Below are 17,640 nucleotides of genomic sequence, written 5' to 3'. Positions count from 1 at the left end.
TGAGTGAATACGAAGTGCGCGCCAAGATGTGCAAATTGCGCGCATCAGGCCGATGCAAACAAGACTGCAATCGTGCCGGCGGCAATCGCAACGCCGTACGGCAACGTGCCCACCGACCAAGAGGCATCGGCTTGCGGCGTTGGCGCGCCGGCTTCCCGGCTGACCTGCCCCGACGTCAACAGGACGTCGCGCAGGTTCCGGCGCAGCTGCGCCATGCGCTTGTGCCGGAGGGTGAATACCAGCGCCCAGATGCCACCGATCACGAACGTGGCCATTGCAATCTCAAAAGCCATGAACGCACCAAGCCAGGCACCTACGGCGGCCATGAGCTTCACGTCGCCCGCAGCCATGCCGCGCAGCAGATAGAAGGGCAGGAAGATCGCCAGGCCCGTAAGCCAGCCGCACGTCCACTCCAGCGCGCCATTGCCGAAGCCATGGATTGCGACCTGCAACGGCAGCGCCGCAAGCCATGCACCGAAGGTCAGCCAGTTCGGGATGCGGCGATGCTGCGCGTCGATGGCCGCCGCTATCAGCGCCACGCCCATGGCAACGGGGGCAATCATTGGCGAGAGCAGGGTGGCGTCGTTCATGGTGTCCTCGGGTTCTTTGGTGCGGTTGCGTGTTCAGTTCAATGGGGTCGGGTCGTGCAAAAGTTGTAGTTGTTCGGTGCAGCGCAGCATCACGGGATGGCCGCAGCGATCATTTCGTAGAGAGACTTCACACTGCTACCCAGCGCCACGACGGAGCCGAGAATGACGATTGCGATAAGCGAACCCAGCAGTGCGTACTCGATCGAGGTCACACCTTGATCGTCGCGCAGCCACTTCCTCGGGTTGATTGGCTTGTGCATGCTGGTCTCCTGTGTAGCGCTGGTAGCTGACCGCGTTGGCAGTCCGCTAGAGCGCGGCTGCAATGTTGGAGAACACCGTACTCAGATTCGTGCCGACGAGCTGAACTGAAGCGATGATCACCACGGCGATCAACGCCGCGATCAGGCCGTATTCGATTGCAGTGACGGCTTGTTCGTCGTACAGGAACTGCTGTAGAAGCGTGCTGTAGCGGTTCATGACAATCTCCCTTTGACCCTGGCAGAAGTTTTGCCCGTTGTTGCTGGGGCGTGGGTTGCCATGTTCGTGGCGACCCACGCTTGCACTCGCTTGGCATGCATTGCTGGGCATCAATGCAGTGAGCCTCGCGTTTGCAACATCGGTGCACTTACAGTGCCGCGGCGATGTTGGAGAACACCGTGCTCAGGTTCTGACCCACGAGCTTGACCGAAGCGATGATCACGACTGCGATCAGGGCGGCGATCAGGCCGTATTCGATGGCGGTCACGCCATCTTCGTCACGGGCGAATTGCTTGAGTGCGTTGAGGTAGTTCATGACAATCTCCTTCGGTGGAAAAAATGCGCGTTCGAAAAGCCAGAATGAAAGAGGTCATGTCGGCGGCGCACAGATGGCACAAGCATGAAAGGGCCAGCAGCCTTGGCTGCCGTCACCTGCCCGCAGGAACTCACGTGACACGCACCGTGCGGTGTTGCGCAGCGTGCTGTCCCGTGTGGGCGATGTGAGCGTGTTGTTGGCCGGCATTTGTCTCGATCCCTTTTTTCAATTCGATGCTTTGAATTGGAGATTCCGTTTCGCTTCGCCTTCTGCTGTGAACTTGCTGCTCCCCGTTCAAGGCGGCGGTGACGATGTCTTGCGATCTGGCATAGGCAAGAGCCGGGCCACCCTCGTGCACTTCCATGTGCGACAAGGGTTTGCGGGCGACTGACAGAATTCGGGGGCGTGTGCCTGGTGATTGGGGGCCGCGTTCTCGGGGGCGGGGTTGCCAGGGGGAAACGCGTGGCGTGGCACGTCGATTTGGATGAGGCTACGTAGGGATGACGCAGCGCAGGGGTGCCCTCATTCAAATGGACAGGTGGGGGGGTAGCGTAGTGGATGGTGGAAATCGCCGTCGGGTAGGCTGGGGGTCTGCGTGAGCCTCCTCACAGTGCCCCAGCCGAGGGTGTGTCCATAGCCGGGCGACGTTTCCGGATGGAAACGTTGATCGATCCTCCTGGCGTATCGCTCTGATGGTTGCGCGCAGCAAGGCCGTAGCCACAACGCATCGCGGGAAATGTCCCCGTGCTTCAGTGCTGAAACGTCGATGCAATTTCGACGCTCGGGCGGCGCTAAACACAGACCGCAGGCGCGTGCCCTGCCTTGCCTTATCCGAGTGCGCGAACAAGACTGGGCTCTAAGACCCGCACGCGGCGTGAAGCTGTCGCGCGCGTGACGAAGCCCCACTCAGCGCAGCGCAGACATCGTGTGCGGCGCATCACCCGGAACCGACGCGAGGAGCAGCATGAGCCAGAGATCTGTGCGTCTGCCAGCCGCGCGCAGCACCGCTGCAGCAACTCGTGCAACTGGTGAGGATGCTGCTGGCCACTGGATCGACCTGGCCCGAGTGCGCGCCTACAGCGGTGCGCTGCTGGTTCTGTTCTGCGTGCTGCTGCTTGGCTGGGCCTGGACGAGCAACGGCTTTACCGATGTGACGATGGCGCGTCCTGGAACGGATTTCTCTGCGTTCTGGGGGGCCTCCCATCTCGCGCTGACGCAGGGCCCCCTGCATGCATACGACGTGCGCGAACTGACTGCGGTGATTGCCGAGCATGGAACGTTGGGAAAGGGAGCCGAGCTGATCCTTCCCTGGCTCTATCCGCCGACCTTTCTGCTGATGGTCTTGCCGCTGTCGTTGATGCCGCTGACTTTGAGCTATCTGCTGTTCCTGGCCGGCACGGGGCTCGTCTATTTCAAATCGATCAGCATGTTGACGGGGGCACAGCACCCGTGGCGCCAAGGGTTGTGGTTGCCTGTGCTGGCCGCTCCGGCAACGCTCATCACCATTCTTGCTGGCCAAAACGCGCTGTTGACGGCCGGTGTGGCCGGGGCTGCCGTGTATCACCTGAACAAGCGTCCCGTGCTTGCCGGTGTGCTGATCGGATTGCTTGCCATCAAGCCGCAACTGGCGGCGTTGTTCCCGCTGGCCCTGGTGATATCGCGTGCATGGAAGGCGCTGGCCAGTGCGCTGCTCACGACCGTGGCGTTTGCGAGTGTCAGCGTGTTGGTCTGCGGCTGGCGCACGGTGCCGGCGTTCCTTGCCAACGCGCAATGGGTGCGGGCGAGCTTCATCGAGGGTGGCGCCAACCTATGGTGGGGCATGCCAACGCCCATCGCAGCCGCCCGGCTGGCCGGGGCGAGCGTGACCGGTGCGTACGCCGTACAGGTGCTGACAGCGCTGGCGATGGCCGCCGCGATGGCCCATGTCTGGCGGCGGACGACGGCGTTTGAGTTACGTGCTGCGGCGCTGGCGATTGCCACGCTGATGGTGTCGCCATATCTGCGTGACTACGAGCTGACATGGCTGGGGCTGGCCATTGCCGGTTTGGTGGGCGACGGTGTGCGTGATGACAGTGGCAATGGCCTGTCGAGCGGCGAGCGGGCGCTGCTCGTTGTGGCTTGGCTGCTGCCGATCTATGAGCACGCCAATCCGTATCTGAAACTGCCGCAGATCGGGCCGCTGGTTCTGATTGCCATGATGGCGCTTGTTGTGCGTCGCGTGGCAACGCGGGTGTGAGGGCGCCATGGCCATCACCTTGAACCTTCTCAAGCACAGGGCGCCCGAGGGGACGACGGCGTCACCAGTGGCCGCCGCGGGTGCTCGCCACTGGTTGGGCCCGGACCGCGTGCGCGTGTACTCGATGGCTGCGCTGGCCTGCTACGTCGCGTACTTTGTAATCTGGGCCGTTCGCGCCAGTGTGTTGCAGGTCGCGGGCGTCTTTCCGCTTGGCGGCGATTTTCTGGTGTTCTGGAGCGCCGCGCAGTTGGTGCTGCAAGGGCACCCACTCGCTGCCTACGATGTGGCCGTGCTGCACAGTTTGGAGCTGGCCACCGTCCCTCTGGTGGCGACTACCCAGGGCTTGTTGCCCTGGTTCTATCCGCCAACGTTCCTGCCCTTCGTCGCGCCCTTCGCGCTGCTGCCGTACTGGCTTGCCGTGCTCGTCTTCCTGAGTATGAGCGTTGGCTGCTTCCTGTGGGTTGTCAGTCGGATCGTGCCCTGGCGGCAGGCATGGCTGCCGTGCGCGGCCTTTCCCGGGATTGCAGTTGTGCTGGCAACGGGGCAAAACGCGTTGCTGCTGGCGTCGTGTGCTGGCTTTGCGCTCACGTTGCTGCATTCCCCTCGTCCAAAGCGGCCCGCTAGCCCGGTCGCAGCGGGCATGTTGCTGGCCTTGCTGACGGTGAAACCGCAACTGGCTGTGATGTTTCCGGTGGCACTGATGTGCGCCAGATCCTGGAAAGCGTTGATTGCAATGGCGCTGACCTCACTCGCGCTGGCAGTGCTGGCGCTGGCAGCGTTCGGCCCGCAGTCGTTCATTGCGTTTCTGCACAACGCGGCGTTGGCGCGCTCGGCAGTGGAATCCGGCGCAGTTCATCTGGAGCGCATGCCGACCCTCTTTGCCATGGTCAAGATGCTGCACGGCAGTGTGATGTTGGCCTACGCGTTGCACCTGATGGGGGCCTTCACGGCTTGTGCCGCAGTCGCGTACGCCTGGAGCCGGCCATGCAGCTTTGCATTGCGCGCCGCGGCTGTGCTGACGGCAAGCATGCTCGCCAGCCCCTACCTGTACGACTACGACCTGGCGTTCCTGGGTCTAGCCATTGCCTGGCTGGCCTCTCATGCCTGGCGGGAAGGGTGGCTGCCCGGTGAACGTGAAGGGCTGATCCTGCTGTGGCTTCTGCCGCTGGGCGGAATGCTCCTGATTGACCGACTCGGCTTTCAGCTGATGCCGCTTGTATTGCTTCTGGCACTCGCGCATATCGCGCGCCGTATTCATCTTGAGCGCACACGCAACGCGTTACACAGCCGCGTGCCAAGGCGCCTTGGACGGGGAGAACAATGATGTTGGATACCAAAAGAAACCAACTGCTTTCGCTGGTCGTGCCGTTCTACAACGAAGGCGAGGCGCTGGAGTCCTTCTTTGCACGGGTCGTGCCGATCCTGGAATCGATCGAGTTCACACAGTTCGAGATCGTGTGCGTGAACGACGGCAGCAAGGACGACACACTGCAGAAGTTGATCGCGGTGTCACGCATGGACGAGCGTGTACGGGTGATCGATCTGACACGCAACTTCGGCAAGGAAGCCGCGCTGACGGCCGGCATTGACGAGGCACTTGGCGATGCCGTCATCCCAATCGATGCTGATCTGCAAGACCCGCCGGAACTGATTCCCACCCTGGTGGCACACTGGCAGAAGGGGGCAGAAGTGGTCCTCGCACAGCGCGCCAGCCGTGCCTGCGACACCTTCCTCAAGCGGGTAACTGCTGCCGCGTACTACCGCGTCCACAACACGTTGTCCGACCTGAAGCTGCCGGAAAACGTTGGCGATTTCCGCTTGATGGACCGTGCGGTCGTCAATGCCCTCAAGCAGTTGCCCGAGCGGCACCGATTCATGAAGGGCCTGTTTGCGTGGGTGGGTTTCAACACCGTGATCGTTCCGTACGAGCGCGAGGCACGCAGCGCAGGTCAGTCGAAGTTCTCCGGCTGGCGCCTGTGGAATTTCGCGCTGGAAGGCATCACCAGTTTCAGCACCTGGCCGCTGCGTAGCTGGACGTATATCGGTTTAGCCATTGCAAGCCTGGCATTTGTGTACGGCAGCTACATCATCGCACGCACGATGGTTCTGGGTGTGGATGTGCCCGGCTACGCCTCGCTGCTGTCGCTGTTGCTGTTCTTTGGTGGCTTGCAATTGATCGGGTTGGGCGTGGTGGGCGAATACATTGGCCGCATCTACGACGAGGCCAAGGGGCGCCCGATCTACCTGGTGAAGCGCCGCTATCAGGAGCGCCGGCTGCGCAACCGGTTGACAGGTGAGCGGCGCGTGATTCAGATGATGCGAGGTCAGCGCGGTTAGGTGCGTCTGGGCACAGGGGAGTCCACACCGGACCCGGCGCGTCACCTGACCGTCCATGCTCTGGTCGCATTGATGCTCCGGGTTTTGGTTCCGCGACTGGGCCGTGTGGTTTTACGTCCTGAAGGGGGCCCGCGCGGCGATCGGGCACGATGTGGCGTGCGTTGCATGGTCTCGTGTCTGCGCCGGCCGCTCCGATCATGGTCCTTCTATGAACCACGCGTTGAAGAACGGCTTTGGTGACGCGCAGCGCTCGCCTGCTTATTGTTGCGGTTCCTTGATTTGACTGTAGACCGGTGTTGCCTGAGCACTCGATTGCGCCCACCGATTGAATCGGTCTCGGAACGGCACTTCTACGTACTTGTGCAGCAGGTGTGCGATGCCGAACGTCCAGAAGAGGAACAACGCATAGGGAATGAGCCTGTCGTTGAGGCCAGTGCCGGTCGTTGCGCCGAGCATCTGCAGGAACCAGACACCATGCCCGAGGTAGAGCGCGTATGAAACCTTGCCAAGATACTGTGCGGGGCGGGTCTGGAGGAGGTTTGCGATCGGGCCACGATCGGCTAACAGCGACCCGATCAGCATGGCGAACACCAATGGCGCAAACAGCGCCGAACCGGGCAGATCATTGGCAAACATAACCATCGATAGCGATGCGACCGATGCTGTGAGCTGAATGGCGCGTCCCCTCGCCAGTGCCGCGACCCGATCCCTGAACTCGCAGATCAGCGCACCTATGAAGAAGCCGGCAAGGCAGCGCGTCCAGCCGAAGTTGAACGTCATGCCAAGGCACTTTCCGGTGAGCAGGCAGCGATCGATGCTAAGCGTGATCCAAACGGCAAGCGCATATCCGATCAGAGCAAGCGCAGCGAAGCCCGCGATGCGCGCTTTGCCTTGCAGCAGGAAGCAGAGCGCACCAAATGCGAGGTAGACGAACATTTCATCGCTGATGCTCCAGCCTACGAGGTTGCCCACGCCGTTAGGGAACAGGTTCAAGCCTTGCGACATGGTTACGAGCGCGAGCACTTCGCCAACCGACGGAACACGATAAGCGAAGGCAATGGCCAGTGCAGACGTTGCGATATGCGCTGGCCAAAGACGCCCAACGCGGCGGATGGCAAACGTGCGCAGCTGAGCCCGGCTCGCTAGTTGCCCGCCATAGGCCCGACAGATCACGAAGCCGCTCAAGACGAAAAACAGATCAACACAGAGGTATGCGCTGTCAAATTGCCGATGCGGTGGTGCGTAACACATATGGTGGAACACGACGAACAGTGCTGCCACGCCGCGAAGACCTTCCAGGCTTGTGACTGTGGTTCGCATTGGTGTATCTCACGCTTGCTTGTTCTGATTGCCAATGACGCTGTGTTGGTGCTCGTGCAACCTAACGCCGGCAACCCCTTGAGCGGTGGGTATGGCTGCGCCGGGCATGGCTTGAGCCCACCGATTGAACCGGTTACGAAACGGCAACTCGACGTAGTTGTGCAGCAAACTGGCGGAGGCAAACGCCCAGAAGAGAAATAGCGCGTAGGTGACAAGTTGCTGCTTGAGCGCGACGTCTGCCGGCATGCTTACGACAAGCGGCAGCATGACGCCATGCGTAAGGTACAGCGGGTACGACACCTTGCCGAGATACTGCGCAGCCGGTGTTTGAAGGATGCGCGCGACCGGGCCGCGGTCACTGATGAGCGCACCGATCAGCGCCCCGAACGTCAGTGGCGCGGTCAGTGCAGACCCGGGAAGGGCATCTGCCGAAATGAGCAGGAACAGCGCTGCTGAAAACGCCGTCACCTGAAAGACGGGTTGGCTCGCCCAGGTAATAAGGCGATCTCGGAACTCATAAATGAGGGCACCGATGAAGAAGCCTGCAATACACCGCAGCCAGCCGAATTGGTGAACCAACTTACTGAGGCAGCCGCCCTGGAGAAGACAGGCTCGGTCGATCTCGATCCAGGCGGCCAGCGCCCACGCCGTCAAGGCTAACGCTGCGAATACCACCATGCGGGTGCGGCCGCGCATCAGGATGCAACCCGCACCGAACAGAAGGTAGACGTACATTTCGTCGCTGGCGCTCCAGCTCACGGCGTTGCCGATGCCGGCCTGGAAGACGTTCAGGCCCTGCGACATGGTGGCGAGTGCCAGCGTCTCGCCAAACGCCGGCAGATGGCGGGCCACGACGAGGGCCAGGACCGTGGTTGCGATGTGCGTTGGCCACAGACGGCCAATGCGGCGGATCATGAACGTGCGCAGCGATGCGAGATTCGACAACTGCGGGCCACACGCGCTGCTGATGACGAAGCCGCTCAAGACAAAGAAGAGGTCTACCGCAAGATAGGCATTGGCAGAGAGCGGGTGCGGCCATGCGCAGAACATGTGATGCACAACAATGAACAAGGCCGCGATGCCGCGCAGGCCCTCAAAGCTTCTGTTCACGCCGTTGTCCCCTGCGCCGGGTTGGATGCGTGTGCGCCAATCGCGGCAACGGGTGGTGTTGCAGCGTCAAAGCTCTCGTGTGGTGCGATCACGCGTTGTGGCGCACGCGCGCGCCTCACGATGATGGCGAGCAAGGCCACCAGCACGATCGGCGCCCATTGCCCTGTCCGGTGCGAAAGCACAGCGAACAGGCCTTGCGCAGGCACCAGCCAGGCGGCAAGCAGCACCGCATTTTCGAATCGGTTGCTGCTGTGGCGCACAAAATCGACCACAAGCCAAGCCATCGGCAAAGCGAGCCAGGCGAGGTCGTAGTAGATGAGATAGGGCTGCACCATCAGCGTCGCAACGGGCAGTGAGGCAGCGCGCAACTCAAAGCGGCAGGTGCTGCGCCATAACCAAACACAAACCGCAATCACCAGCATCGCCACGCCGGCGTGAGCCGCATATGACACCGTGGTCGAGTACCCGGCGGACCGCAGCGTGCCGAATACCGTTGGCGCGCCGTACAGGATCACACCACCGTTCTCGACAATAGCGTGGCGGAACATGGCCATGCTTCTCGCGGCGGCAACAAAGGTGGCTGTGCCAAATGCGAGCCAACTCACCACCAAAGTCAGCATCGAGAAGAACGCCGCCGATGCGAGTGCGCGCCACTGGCGCTCGCAGAGCAGGTATAGCGGGAACAGGATGCCGAGTTGCGGTTTGATGCACAGCATGGCGATGCAAGCACCTGCCGCCACCGGAGATCGCCGCAGCAGCACCAGCGCCGCACCCGCAACTGCTGCGGTGAAGAGCGAATTCTGCCCCGTGACCAGCGTGACCCACACACCAGGAAACGCAACCGCCGGAATGAGCCAGGGCAGCCGCAGCGCGTCTGGCGCCGACCGCAGCGTTTTGTTGAGCATCCCCAGATAGAGCGCAATGCCGCAGCCAGAGAAAACCACCGTGGCCGCACCAAACGACAACATGCCGATCGGGTAGATCAGCAGCAGAAACGTTGGCGGATAGGAGAACGGCCCAAAAATGTCGGGCGGCAGGATGGCGGCTTCCGCAGCGCGCAACAACCCCCAGTCATAAGCTGCTGTCGCGCCGTGCGTGATGGCCAGGTTGGCGGCACTCCAGAAGACAGCCAGATCCCACCCCGGCGAGGGAATGGTGGTGTTTTGCAAGATGTGGTGGCCCCACCACCACATGCCGAGCAGGAAATACTCAAGGAAGAGCAGGGCCCCGCCATACACATACAGTCGGCGGGACCCCTGCCAACTTCCCCCCCTCGCTCCCCTCGATTTCGGCGCTGTGTCAACCCGCGCCGTCTCCTGCTGGCCGACTGACATGGTCCGCCCCTGTTTTTTGTTCTGTCCCCGCCATCCGCCTTGTCTTTACCCTTGCACACACACCATCCCAAGTTCGCCCTTGCGGATCTGCAGCTTGTGCTCGCGCATCATCCGGAACAGCGTGACGCGTGAAATGCCAAGCTCTTCGGCCACGTCGATGAGCCGTTCATGATTGCGTTGCAGGGCTTCTTTGACGGCACAGCGCTCGGCTGCTTCCCGGGCCTCGGCCAGGGTAGGCGGGTGCGAGGGCTCGACGGGCGGCTGCAGGTCGAGATCGGCCGGCTTGATGATGCCGTCTTCGCACATGGCAGCGGCGTGCCGGATGCGGTTGATCAGCTCCCGCACATTGCCCGGCCACGTGTGCGCGCTGAGTGCACGCAGTGCCGCCGGTGAGAACCCCTTGATGTGTTCGGGCGAATGGCCACGCACGCTGTTGAGGATGTGTTCGGCCAGCAGCAGGATGTCGGTGTCGCGCTCGCGCAGTGCAGGTTGCTTGACGCGCAGCACGCAGAGGCGGTGGTAGAGATCGCCCCGAAAGCGTTCGGCGGCGATGGCCGCTTCCAGGTCGACATGCGTTGCCGAGATGACACGCACGTCGACGGCAACCGACTCTGTACCGCCCAACCGTTCGATGCAGCCGGTTTCCAGAAAGCGCAGCAGGCTGGTTTGGCTTTCCAGCGGCATATCGCCGATTTCATCCAGGAAGAGGGTGCCGCCGTGCGCCAGTTCGATGCGTCCGGGCTTGCGCTTGACGGCGCCGGTGAAGGCGCCCCGCTCATAGCCGAACAGTTCGGACATCAGCAGCGTGGGGGGGATGGCCGCGCAGTTGACGGCGATGAATGGCTGGCCGGCGCGGCGCGAGGCGCAGTGGATTGCGCGTGCCGCGAGTTCTTTGCCGGTGCCGGATTCGCCCGAGATCAGCACGGGCGTATCCCATTTCGAGACCTTCTCGATGCCGCGGAACAAGCCCTGCATGGCGGGGCAGTTACCGATCATGCCATCGGGGCGCAGCGCATCGCGTGTGAGCGTTGCCGCCGGGCGCAGGTTTGCCATGCCGACGGCGTGCCCCAGTGCGTGTGCCAATTCGGCGCTGTCGCACGGGATGTTGTAGTAGTCGACAAAGTACAGGCCGAGCAGCTTGCGCATCGGGTCAGACAGCATGTCGCCGTTGCCGACCACTCCGATCCAGCCAATGTTCTGCCGGGCAAGCCACGGTTCCAGTTCTTCCAATTCGGTGTCGGAGTAACCGCAATCCAGATCCAGCAGACCGCCCAGGACGGGCTCATCGCGCAGGTTCAGCGCTTCAAGGTCGCGGCGGTTGTTGGCGAACAGCAGTTGCCAACCCTGTTGAGCCAGGTAGCGGCAACGCGTTGCATCGTGACGCAGTGAAACATAGAGCAACGGGCGATTGATGTACGCGTTCATGTTTTCCCCCAACGTTTTTCTATGGAGCCGCGCACTGCTGTTGCGGCCACCAATGGACTGCCAAGTCAACCGTCGGACAAGGGCGGAAAGCCGTCCGTCCGCAAATGCAGTCTGGGGGGAGAAACCTCTTTGCACCATGCGGCTGTCGGCGTGCGGTGCATGCCTGGCAACCTGGCGGTCTCGCTTGTTCGAGACTGGCTTTGTCGTCGGTTCGCACCGACGTTACCCCCGGACAACTTCTAATTCGACTTTCCCTGCTACGAGTGGACTCCCCTCGCATGCCTGAGGCCGTTATGAATGGCTGTATCAGGCGCTTTCTTGAGTGCCTGGCCATCTGGTGTGGCCGGTGCACCGCCTTCGTTCTGAGCTTCCCCTCGGAGTGCCTTTGAATTTGCACTCCGTCTTGAGTCTGTCCTGCGGTCTCGGCGGCGGCGTTGCATGCCGCTCTGGTTTGATTGCCGAGCCTCCGGATCACTGATTGGCCTTGCTGGCCTGGACAGTAGAGCGACGACCATGCCACGGCGGATAAACCGTTGAGCCACAACGATTCCAGCCGGAATCAAGGTGTTTGCAGTGGCAGGCGCTAGTCGGATGTTTCGAATTGGATACGTGCCGGATAGCGGCGGTGGCTACTGAAAATCGCCTCAGACCGAGGTGTTTTGTGCGCAAAACATCGCGCAAACGGACGCAAAAAGTGACTTTTAATGCCTGTTGCGGTGCGAAAACTCGGGGACAACCAGAGGGGCCTCGAATGGTTGCATTCATGAAACATGGGTCGCAAATCCTGCAATCCAAAGACCGTGGCAGGTGCCTTCGTATCGCACGACGCACATGTGCGTCGCGGAAATGGCGTAACGGCTTCTCGGCGATGTGGGTGACGGCACCGCAGAACATGAAGCAGATGCCTGAGGCGCGGCGCCCATCATGTCATCCTAAAAGATGAGACGCCTGATTGCCTGGGCGTGTTGCCCATGCGTGCCTTCGCGCGTGCGCTTTCGTATCAGAACTGAAACACGTGCCGTGGATGGCACCCGCAGTCGGGTCTCTGCGAAACAAGGCGACGGATGTGGCGGCAGATCCGTCCTTGGGACGCTGCTTTGGCAGCCTCACTCAACGTAGCGCCGTTACAGCACGACCGGCCGGTCGCTCAGCTCATTGGTGCGCGGCGTGCCATCGGAAGGCACGTGTGCGGCGAGGAGGTCGTTGATCTGCGCCAGCGCATCGAGCACCGGCGCCATGGCCACGCGCTGCGCGAAGCCGCGCGTGATGATTTCGCAGATGGTGCGCCACGTGTGTGCGTCGACTTTCGCGGCGATCCCGTGGTCGGCCAGGATCTCAACCGCGTGGTCGGCCAGGTTGATGTAGAGCAGCACGCCCACGTGTTCACGCGTATTCCACACCTCCAGCAACCCGAACAGCATCCGGGCGCGGTGACGCGGCGACACGCCGGCCCACGCGTCGCGCACTGGCAGCGAGCTTTCGATGACGACGCGCACTTCGCCGCGATGGCGTTGTTCGCCTTCGCGCACGGCGGCTTCGAGCTTTTGCAGATCCTCGGGCGGAAACGCGCGCCTGGCGTGCGACGAGGTTGTCAGCAGGTGGGTCAGGGCGCGGCCGGCGCCGCGGTGATGTCGGGTTGTGGATGTCATGGATGCGTTCACCGGTTACCAGTTGCCGGAGGCGCCGCCGCCGCCGAAACCACCGCCGCCGCCTCCGCCGAAGCCGCCGCCTCCACCGCCACCGAAGTCGTCCCGGTCGCGTCCCCATTCGCCGCCCAGGCCTCCGCCAAGGCCGCCAATCGTGCCCGGGCCCCAGCCGCGGTTGCCCATCATCACGCGGGAGCCGGGCCGGCCGGGCAGGCTGCCGGTCACGCGCCCGCCCGAGCGCATGGCCGCGCTCAGCACGAAGAACACGATGATCGCCAGCGGAAACAGCACCGGCAGCCAATCGCCGATGCCGCCACCGGATTGCTGATGCTTCGCTCGCTCAGCCGGCGGCAGGCTCTCTTGCGCAATGACGGTCTGGATGGCCGAGATGCCCGCTGACAGCCCGCCGTAAAAATCGCCTTGGCGGAAGTGCGGCGCCATCACGTCCTGCAGGACGCGCTTCGATTGCGCATCCGTCAGCGCCCCTTCCAGCCCCCGCCCGACCTCGATACGCATCTTGCGCAGCGACGCCGGGTTGTCCTTGGCGATGAGGATGATCGCGCCGTCGTCCACGCCCTTGCGGCCGGCCTTCCACGCATCGGCCACGCGGATGCCATACGCCTCAATGGGTTCCGGCGCGGTGGACGGCACCATCAGCACGAAGATCTGGCTGCCGCGCTGCTGTTCGTAATCGGCCAGCACCTGTTCGAGCGCGCTTTTCTGCTCGGCGCTGAGCGTGCCGGTCAGGTCGGTCACGCGCGCAGCCAGCGGCGGCACGGCCACCATGTCGCTTTGCGCGCGCGCAGGCAGCGCAGTGGCCAGCCATAGGGCCGCAGTCAGCAGGAAGGCGAAGCAGGCACGTGCGCGCATCGACATGATCGTCAGCTCGTCAGAACTTCACCGCCGGGGCAGTGGAGATACCTTTCTCGTTCTCGACCGTGAAGTTCGGCTTGACTTGGTAGCCCATCACCTTGGCCGTCAGGTTGGTCGGGAAGCTACGGGCCAGCACGTTGTACTCCTGCACCGATTTGATGTAACGCTGGCGGGCCACCGTAATGCGGTTCTCGGTGCCTTCCAGCTGCGATTGCAGATCGCGGAACGACTGGTCAGCCTTGAGCTGCGGATAGTTCTCCGACACCGCCATCAGGCGCGACAGCGCGCTCGAAAGCTCGCCCTGCACCTGCTGGAATTTCTGGAACGCCGCCGGATCGTTCAGCACCTCCGGCGTGATCTGGAAGCTGGTGGCTGCGGCGCGCGCCTTGGTCACCGCTTCGAGCGTTTCCTTTTCGTGCGAGGCATAGCCCTTGACCGTATTCACCAGGTTCGGAATCAGGTCTGCACGCCGCTGGTATTGGTTGACCACTTCGGCCCATGCGGCCTTGGTGGCTTCGTCCTTCGCCTGGAAATCGTTATAGCCGCACGCAGACAGGAACGGCGCAGCCAGCACGGCCAGCGACAGTGTCAGCCAGCGCAGCACCGAAAAACGCGTCGAGCGGGAGGTCAGGGCAGGGGTCATGAAGTCCTCTAGATCTGAATCTGAAAAGAGTGTGGCATGAGACCGACATCGCCTCATGACGTTTCAGCGCACTTTAGCTTATGCGCTTGACGCTCCAGTCACACATCAGTACGGTATGGAGACTTTTTTGACAATTTCCATGCGCGCGATTTCCCGTTCCTCGTCGATCTGCTCGGCACCGGCATTCAGCCTGTCGGTCGTGTCGACGCTCGCGCGCGCCAAAAAAGCCACCAAACAGCCGCTCGTCTGACCGGAGCGCTGTTCCGTCAGATGGGCGACGGAACAGCGGTTGACCGATACGTTACACACGGTTGCCTCTCACCCGCATCTCGCGGGCCTGCATTCCCGAAGCGCTTCTGATGGTTCTTGACCGGTCGTTGATTCGTCCAGGAGTGTTGTCGTGCTTGAAAATTCATCCATCAATCTGTCGAACCACCAACGTCCGTCGTATGCGGGCATCTGGGTGCCCATCGTGACGCCGTTTGCCGATGACGCGACGCGGTCCGTCGACTATGGCGCACTGTATACATTAGTTGCGCGTTACCGCGCCCTGGGCGTTGCCGGCTTTGTTCCGTGCAGCAGCACGGGCGAGGCCATCGCGCTTTCCGAGCAGGAACAGGCCGACGTGCTGGATACGGTACGTGCCGCCGCCGGTGGCCTGCCTGTGATGATGGGGTTGCCCGGCAGCATATTGGCGCCGGTGCGCGAGCGCATGCTGCGGTTGGCCGAGCACCGCCCCACGGCGTTCCTGGTGTCTGCGCCTTCCTACATTCGTCCGTCGCAGGACGGGATCATCGAATACTTCACCGCATTGGCCGACGCCTCGCCCGTGCCGGTGCTGCTGTACGACATTCCGTATCGCACCGGCGCGAACATCGACACCGAAACGCTGCTTGCGCTGGCGGCGCATCCCAACATCCATGGCATCAAGGATTGCGGTGGCGATACGGACAAGACGCAGCGCGTGATTGCCGATGGGCGGTTGCAGGTGCTGGCGGGGGAAGACGCGCAGGTGTTCGGCACGCTGTGTGCGGGCGGCGTGGGGGCGATCATTGCTGCCGCGCATGTCCGCACGGAGCTGTTTGTTGAGATGGCAAGGGCGGTGCGAGAGCAGCGGTTGAACGACGCGCGGCGGTTGCATCATGCGCTGGCGCCGGTGATTCGGTTGCTGTTTGCAGAGACGAATCCGGGGCCCCTGAAGGCTTGGCTTGCTGCCGAAGGGCTGATTCGGAATGTGTTGCGGGCGCCGATGATGATGGCTTCTGAGGGGGTGGGGCGGGAGTTGGTGGGGGTGGTTGGGAGGGTTTGAGTTTTTTTGTTGGTGGTCCATCCCGCTTTCGTACCCTGCCGGGCACGACCTACTTTTCTTTGTCTTGCCAAAGAAAAGTAGGCAAAAGAAAGGCGCGCCCGAGATGGCGACCCATTCCTTGAATTTGCGTAACCGTGCGGAGACGGGAAAAACTCGCTGCGCTCAGACAGTTTCCCGTCTTTTTTCCGCCCGCTTACGAAAATTCAAGGCGCCATCAAGGGCTCAACGTCAAAAGAGAAAGGCCAACCCATCGCGCGGTTGGCCTTGTCGTTTGGGCGGGCACCCAAAAGGTTTGCTTTTGTCCTTTGACTTTGCTGCCCTATGCGGCGCCTTGAATTTCTGTTGCAAGGAGGAAAGAGGAAGGGAAACTGTTTGAGCGAAGCGAGTTTTTCCCTTCCCCTCCTTGCGACATAAATTCAAGGAATGGTTCGCCGCATCGGGCGCGCCTTTCTTTACTTACTTTTCTTTGGCAAGACAAAGAAAGTGAGTCAGCCCCGGCAAGGGATGAAACCAGGGATGCACCACCAAGGCTCATCCCAAGAAAACAAACTCAAACACCCCTAAACGCCTTCCGAGCCGCCTCAAACGTCGCATCCAGAATCGCATCATCATGCGTGGAAGACACAAATCCGGCCTCAAACGCAGACGGCGCCAGATAAACACCCTGATCCAGCATCGCGTGGAAGAACGCATTGAAGCGCCCAACATCGCTCTTGGTCACTTCAGCAAAGCTCGTCGGCACGCCCTCGCGGAAGTAGATGCCGAACATGCCGCCCACGCTGTCGGCGGCAAACGGCACACCAACCTCACGAGCGATTTCCGCCAGGCCATCGACCAGCTTGCGTGTCTGCGTCGCCAGACGGTCATGGAAGCCATCCGCAGCAATCAGCCGCAACGTGGTCAGCCCAGCCGCCACGGCCAGCGGGTTCCCCGACAACGTTCCTGCCTGGTAGACGCTGCCCAGCGGCGCCAAGAACCCCATGATGTCCCGGCGGCCACCAAACGCCGCGGCTGGCATGCCGCCGCCAATCACCTTGCCCAGACACGTCAGGTCCGGCTTGATGCCATACAGCGCCTGCGCGCAGCCGAGCGCCACGCGGAAGCCCGTCATCACCTCGTCAAAGATCAGCACGGCCCCGTGCTCGGTACACAGCGCGCGCATGGCCTGGTGGAATTCGTTGCTGCCACGCACGAGGTTCATGTTGCCGGCCACCGGCTCGACGATCACGGCGGCGATTTCCTTGCCGTGACGGGCAAATGCCTCGCGCAGCGCAGTGACGTCGTTGTACGGCAGCACCATCGTGTGCTTGACCACGTCTTCCGGCACGCCGGCGGAAGAGGGCGCGTTCTGCGTCGTATCGGCAAACGTCAGCAGGCCCGAACCGGCCTTCACCAGCAGGCTGTCGGCATGCCCGTGGTAGCAGCCTTCAAACTTGATGATCAGGTCGCGCCCGGTAAAACCGCGCGCCAGGCGCAGGGCGCTCATGGTCGCTTCGGTGCCCGACGATACGAGTCGCACCTGCTCGATCGACGGCACGAGCTTGCAGATTTCCTCGGCCATGACGACTTCAGCCTCGGTAGGCGCGCCGAACGAGAAGCTGTCGGCCGCCACTTCCTGCACGGCGCGGACGACATCCGGATGCGCGTGGCCCACGATCATCGGACCCCAAGAGCCCACGTAGTCGATATAGCGGGTGCCGTCGGCGTCCCACAAGTACGGACCGGCTGCCTTGGCAATGAAGCGCGGCGTGCCACCCACCGAGCGGAAGGCGCGTACCGGGGAGTTCACCCCGCCGGGGATGGTCTTCTGGGCACGTTCAAACAGGGCAGCGCTGCGGGAGGAAGTCGACATGGAGGGTTTTGGAAGAGAGCGTAGCGCCGAGCAGAGCGGCGCTGCGGCACGGTTTAAAGGCTGTTCGAGGTGATTATGTGGTGGTTTGCCGCAGATCCGGGTTGGATACAGTCAAACACCGTGTCTGCCCGGCGCGTGTTCTGGCGCACCCGGGCGCGATTCGGTACCATCT

The 17,640-nt window shown here is 62.3% G+C and carries 18 protein-coding genes; 4 read left to right on the top strand and 14 right to left on the bottom strand.

Annotation, left to right across the window (positions count from 1 at the left end):
* Positions 1–44: 44 nt before the first annotated feature.
* From BG83_RS0109230 to BG83_RS0109210, 5 genes are all read right to left on the bottom strand, one after another.
* Positions 45–590, bottom strand: coding sequence for an A24 family peptidase (locus tag BG83_RS0109230; protein ID WP_024976444.1), 546 nt, complete (start codon positions 588–590; stop codon positions 45–47).
* A gap of 89 nt (positions 591–679) precedes the next feature.
* Positions 680–850, bottom strand: a complete 171-nt coding sequence (locus tag BG83_RS0109225) for a Flp family type IVb pilin (protein WP_024976443.1) — start codon at positions 848–850, stop codon at positions 680–682.
* 46 nt (positions 851–896) lie between these two features.
* Positions 897–1,067, bottom strand: a complete 171-nt coding sequence (locus BG83_RS0109220; RefSeq protein ID WP_004629689.1) for a Flp family type IVb pilin — start codon at positions 1,065–1,067, stop codon at positions 897–899.
* A 148-nt stretch (positions 1,068–1,215) separates the two neighbouring features.
* A complete protein-coding gene (locus tag BG83_RS0109215) occupies positions 1,216–1,383 on the bottom strand; it encodes a Flp family type IVb pilin (RefSeq protein WP_004629688.1) in 168 nt (55 codons plus the stop codon).
* A gap of 130 nt (positions 1,384–1,513) precedes the next feature.
* Positions 1,514–1,747, bottom strand: coding sequence for a hypothetical protein (locus tag BG83_RS0109210; protein WP_024976442.1), 234 nt, complete (start codon positions 1,745–1,747; stop codon positions 1,514–1,516).
* 600 nt (positions 1,748–2,347) lie between these two features.
* On the opposite strand from BG83_RS0109210, the gene BG83_RS0109205 reads away from it, so the two are divergent.
* The 3 genes from BG83_RS0109205 (at position 2,348) to BG83_RS0109195 (ending at position 5,956) form a co-directional block, all read left to right on the top strand.
* The gene (locus BG83_RS0109205; protein ID WP_024976441.1) at positions 2,348–3,619 is read left to right on the top strand and encodes a glycosyltransferase family 87 protein; all 1,272 of its coding nucleotides are present in this window, start codon (positions 2,348–2,350) and stop codon (positions 3,617–3,619) included.
* Between the two features lie 124 nt (positions 3,620–3,743).
* Complete coding sequence (locus BG83_RS0109200; RefSeq protein WP_316683718.1) at positions 3,744–4,943, top strand: glycosyltransferase family 87 protein; 1,200 nt, start codon at positions 3,744–3,746, stop codon at positions 4,941–4,943.
* The gene (locus BG83_RS0109195; protein ID WP_037031666.1) at positions 4,943–5,956 is read left to right on the top strand and encodes a glycosyltransferase family 2 protein; all 1,014 of its coding nucleotides are present in this window, start codon (positions 4,943–4,945) and stop codon (positions 5,954–5,956) included. The genes BG83_RS0109200 and BG83_RS0109195 overlap by 1 nt, the downstream gene beginning before the upstream one ends.
* 258 nt (positions 5,957–6,214) lie before the next feature.
* Here the strand turns inward: BG83_RS0109195 and BG83_RS0109190 are convergent, their stop codons facing one another.
* From BG83_RS0109190 to BG83_RS28650, 8 genes are all read right to left on the bottom strand, one after another.
* Entirely contained in the window at positions 6,215–7,276 is a 1,062-nt protein-coding gene (locus tag BG83_RS0109190) for an acyltransferase family protein (protein ID WP_024976438.1), read from the bottom strand.
* 9 nt (positions 7,277–7,285) lie between these two features.
* Positions 7,286–8,386: an acyltransferase family protein gene (locus BG83_RS0109185; RefSeq protein ID WP_024976437.1), complete on the bottom strand. Its 1,101-nt coding sequence runs from the start codon at positions 8,384–8,386 to the stop codon at positions 7,286–7,288.
* A complete protein-coding gene (locus tag BG83_RS0109180; protein WP_235193175.1) occupies positions 8,383–9,555 on the bottom strand; it encodes a glycosyltransferase family 87 protein in 1,173 nt (390 codons plus the stop codon). The genes BG83_RS0109185 and BG83_RS0109180 overlap by 4 nt, the downstream gene beginning before the upstream one ends.
* 210 nt (positions 9,556–9,765) lie before the next feature.
* Positions 9,766–11,145 carry a sigma-54 dependent transcriptional regulator gene (locus BG83_RS0109175; RefSeq protein WP_024976435.1) on the bottom strand — a complete coding sequence of 460 codons (1,380 nt, stop codon included), beginning with the start codon at positions 11,143–11,145 and terminating at the stop codon, positions 9,766–9,768.
* 1,124 nt (positions 11,146–12,269) lie between these two features.
* Positions 12,270–12,794 (bottom strand): TPM domain-containing protein, encoded by a 525-nt coding sequence (locus BG83_RS0109170; protein WP_024976434.1) that lies wholly within the window; start codon positions 12,792–12,794, stop codon positions 12,270–12,272.
* 15 nt (positions 12,795–12,809) lie between these two features.
* Positions 12,810–13,667, bottom strand: coding sequence for a TPM domain-containing protein (locus BG83_RS0109165; protein WP_024976433.1), 858 nt, complete (start codon positions 13,665–13,667; stop codon positions 12,810–12,812).
* A 13-nt stretch (positions 13,668–13,680) separates the two neighbouring features.
* On the bottom strand, positions 13,681–14,307 hold the full coding sequence (locus tag BG83_RS0109160; protein WP_024976432.1) for a LemA family protein: 627 nt from the start codon (positions 14,305–14,307) through the stop codon (positions 13,681–13,683).
* Between the two features lie 105 nt (positions 14,308–14,412).
* Positions 14,413–14,616 carry a hypothetical protein gene (locus BG83_RS28650; protein ID WP_024976431.1) on the bottom strand — a complete coding sequence of 68 codons (204 nt, stop codon included), beginning with the start codon at positions 14,614–14,616 and terminating at the stop codon, positions 14,413–14,415.
* A 91-nt stretch (positions 14,617–14,707) separates the two neighbouring features.
* Here BG83_RS28650 and BG83_RS0109150 point away from each other — a divergent pair, with 91 nt between their 5' ends.
* Positions 14,708–15,616, top strand: a complete 909-nt coding sequence (locus tag BG83_RS0109150; protein WP_024976430.1) for a 4-hydroxy-tetrahydrodipicolinate synthase family protein — start codon at positions 14,708–14,710, stop codon at positions 15,614–15,616.
* A gap of 550 nt (positions 15,617–16,166) precedes the next feature.
* Here the strand turns inward: BG83_RS0109150 and hemL are convergent.
* Entirely contained in the window at positions 16,167–17,468 is a 1,302-nt protein-coding gene (hemL, locus tag BG83_RS0109145) for a glutamate-1-semialdehyde 2,1-aminomutase (RefSeq protein WP_024976429.1), read from the bottom strand.
* Between the last annotated feature and the right edge of the window lie 172 nt (positions 17,469–17,640).

The organism is Ralstonia pickettii (assembly GCF_000607165.1).
GTDB classification, from domain to species: domain Bacteria; phylum Pseudomonadota; class Gammaproteobacteria; order Burkholderiales; family Burkholderiaceae; genus Ralstonia; species Ralstonia holmesii.
The sequence above is the reverse complement of the archived record's forward strand: the minus strand, read 5'-3'. Positions and strand labels throughout refer to the sequence as shown.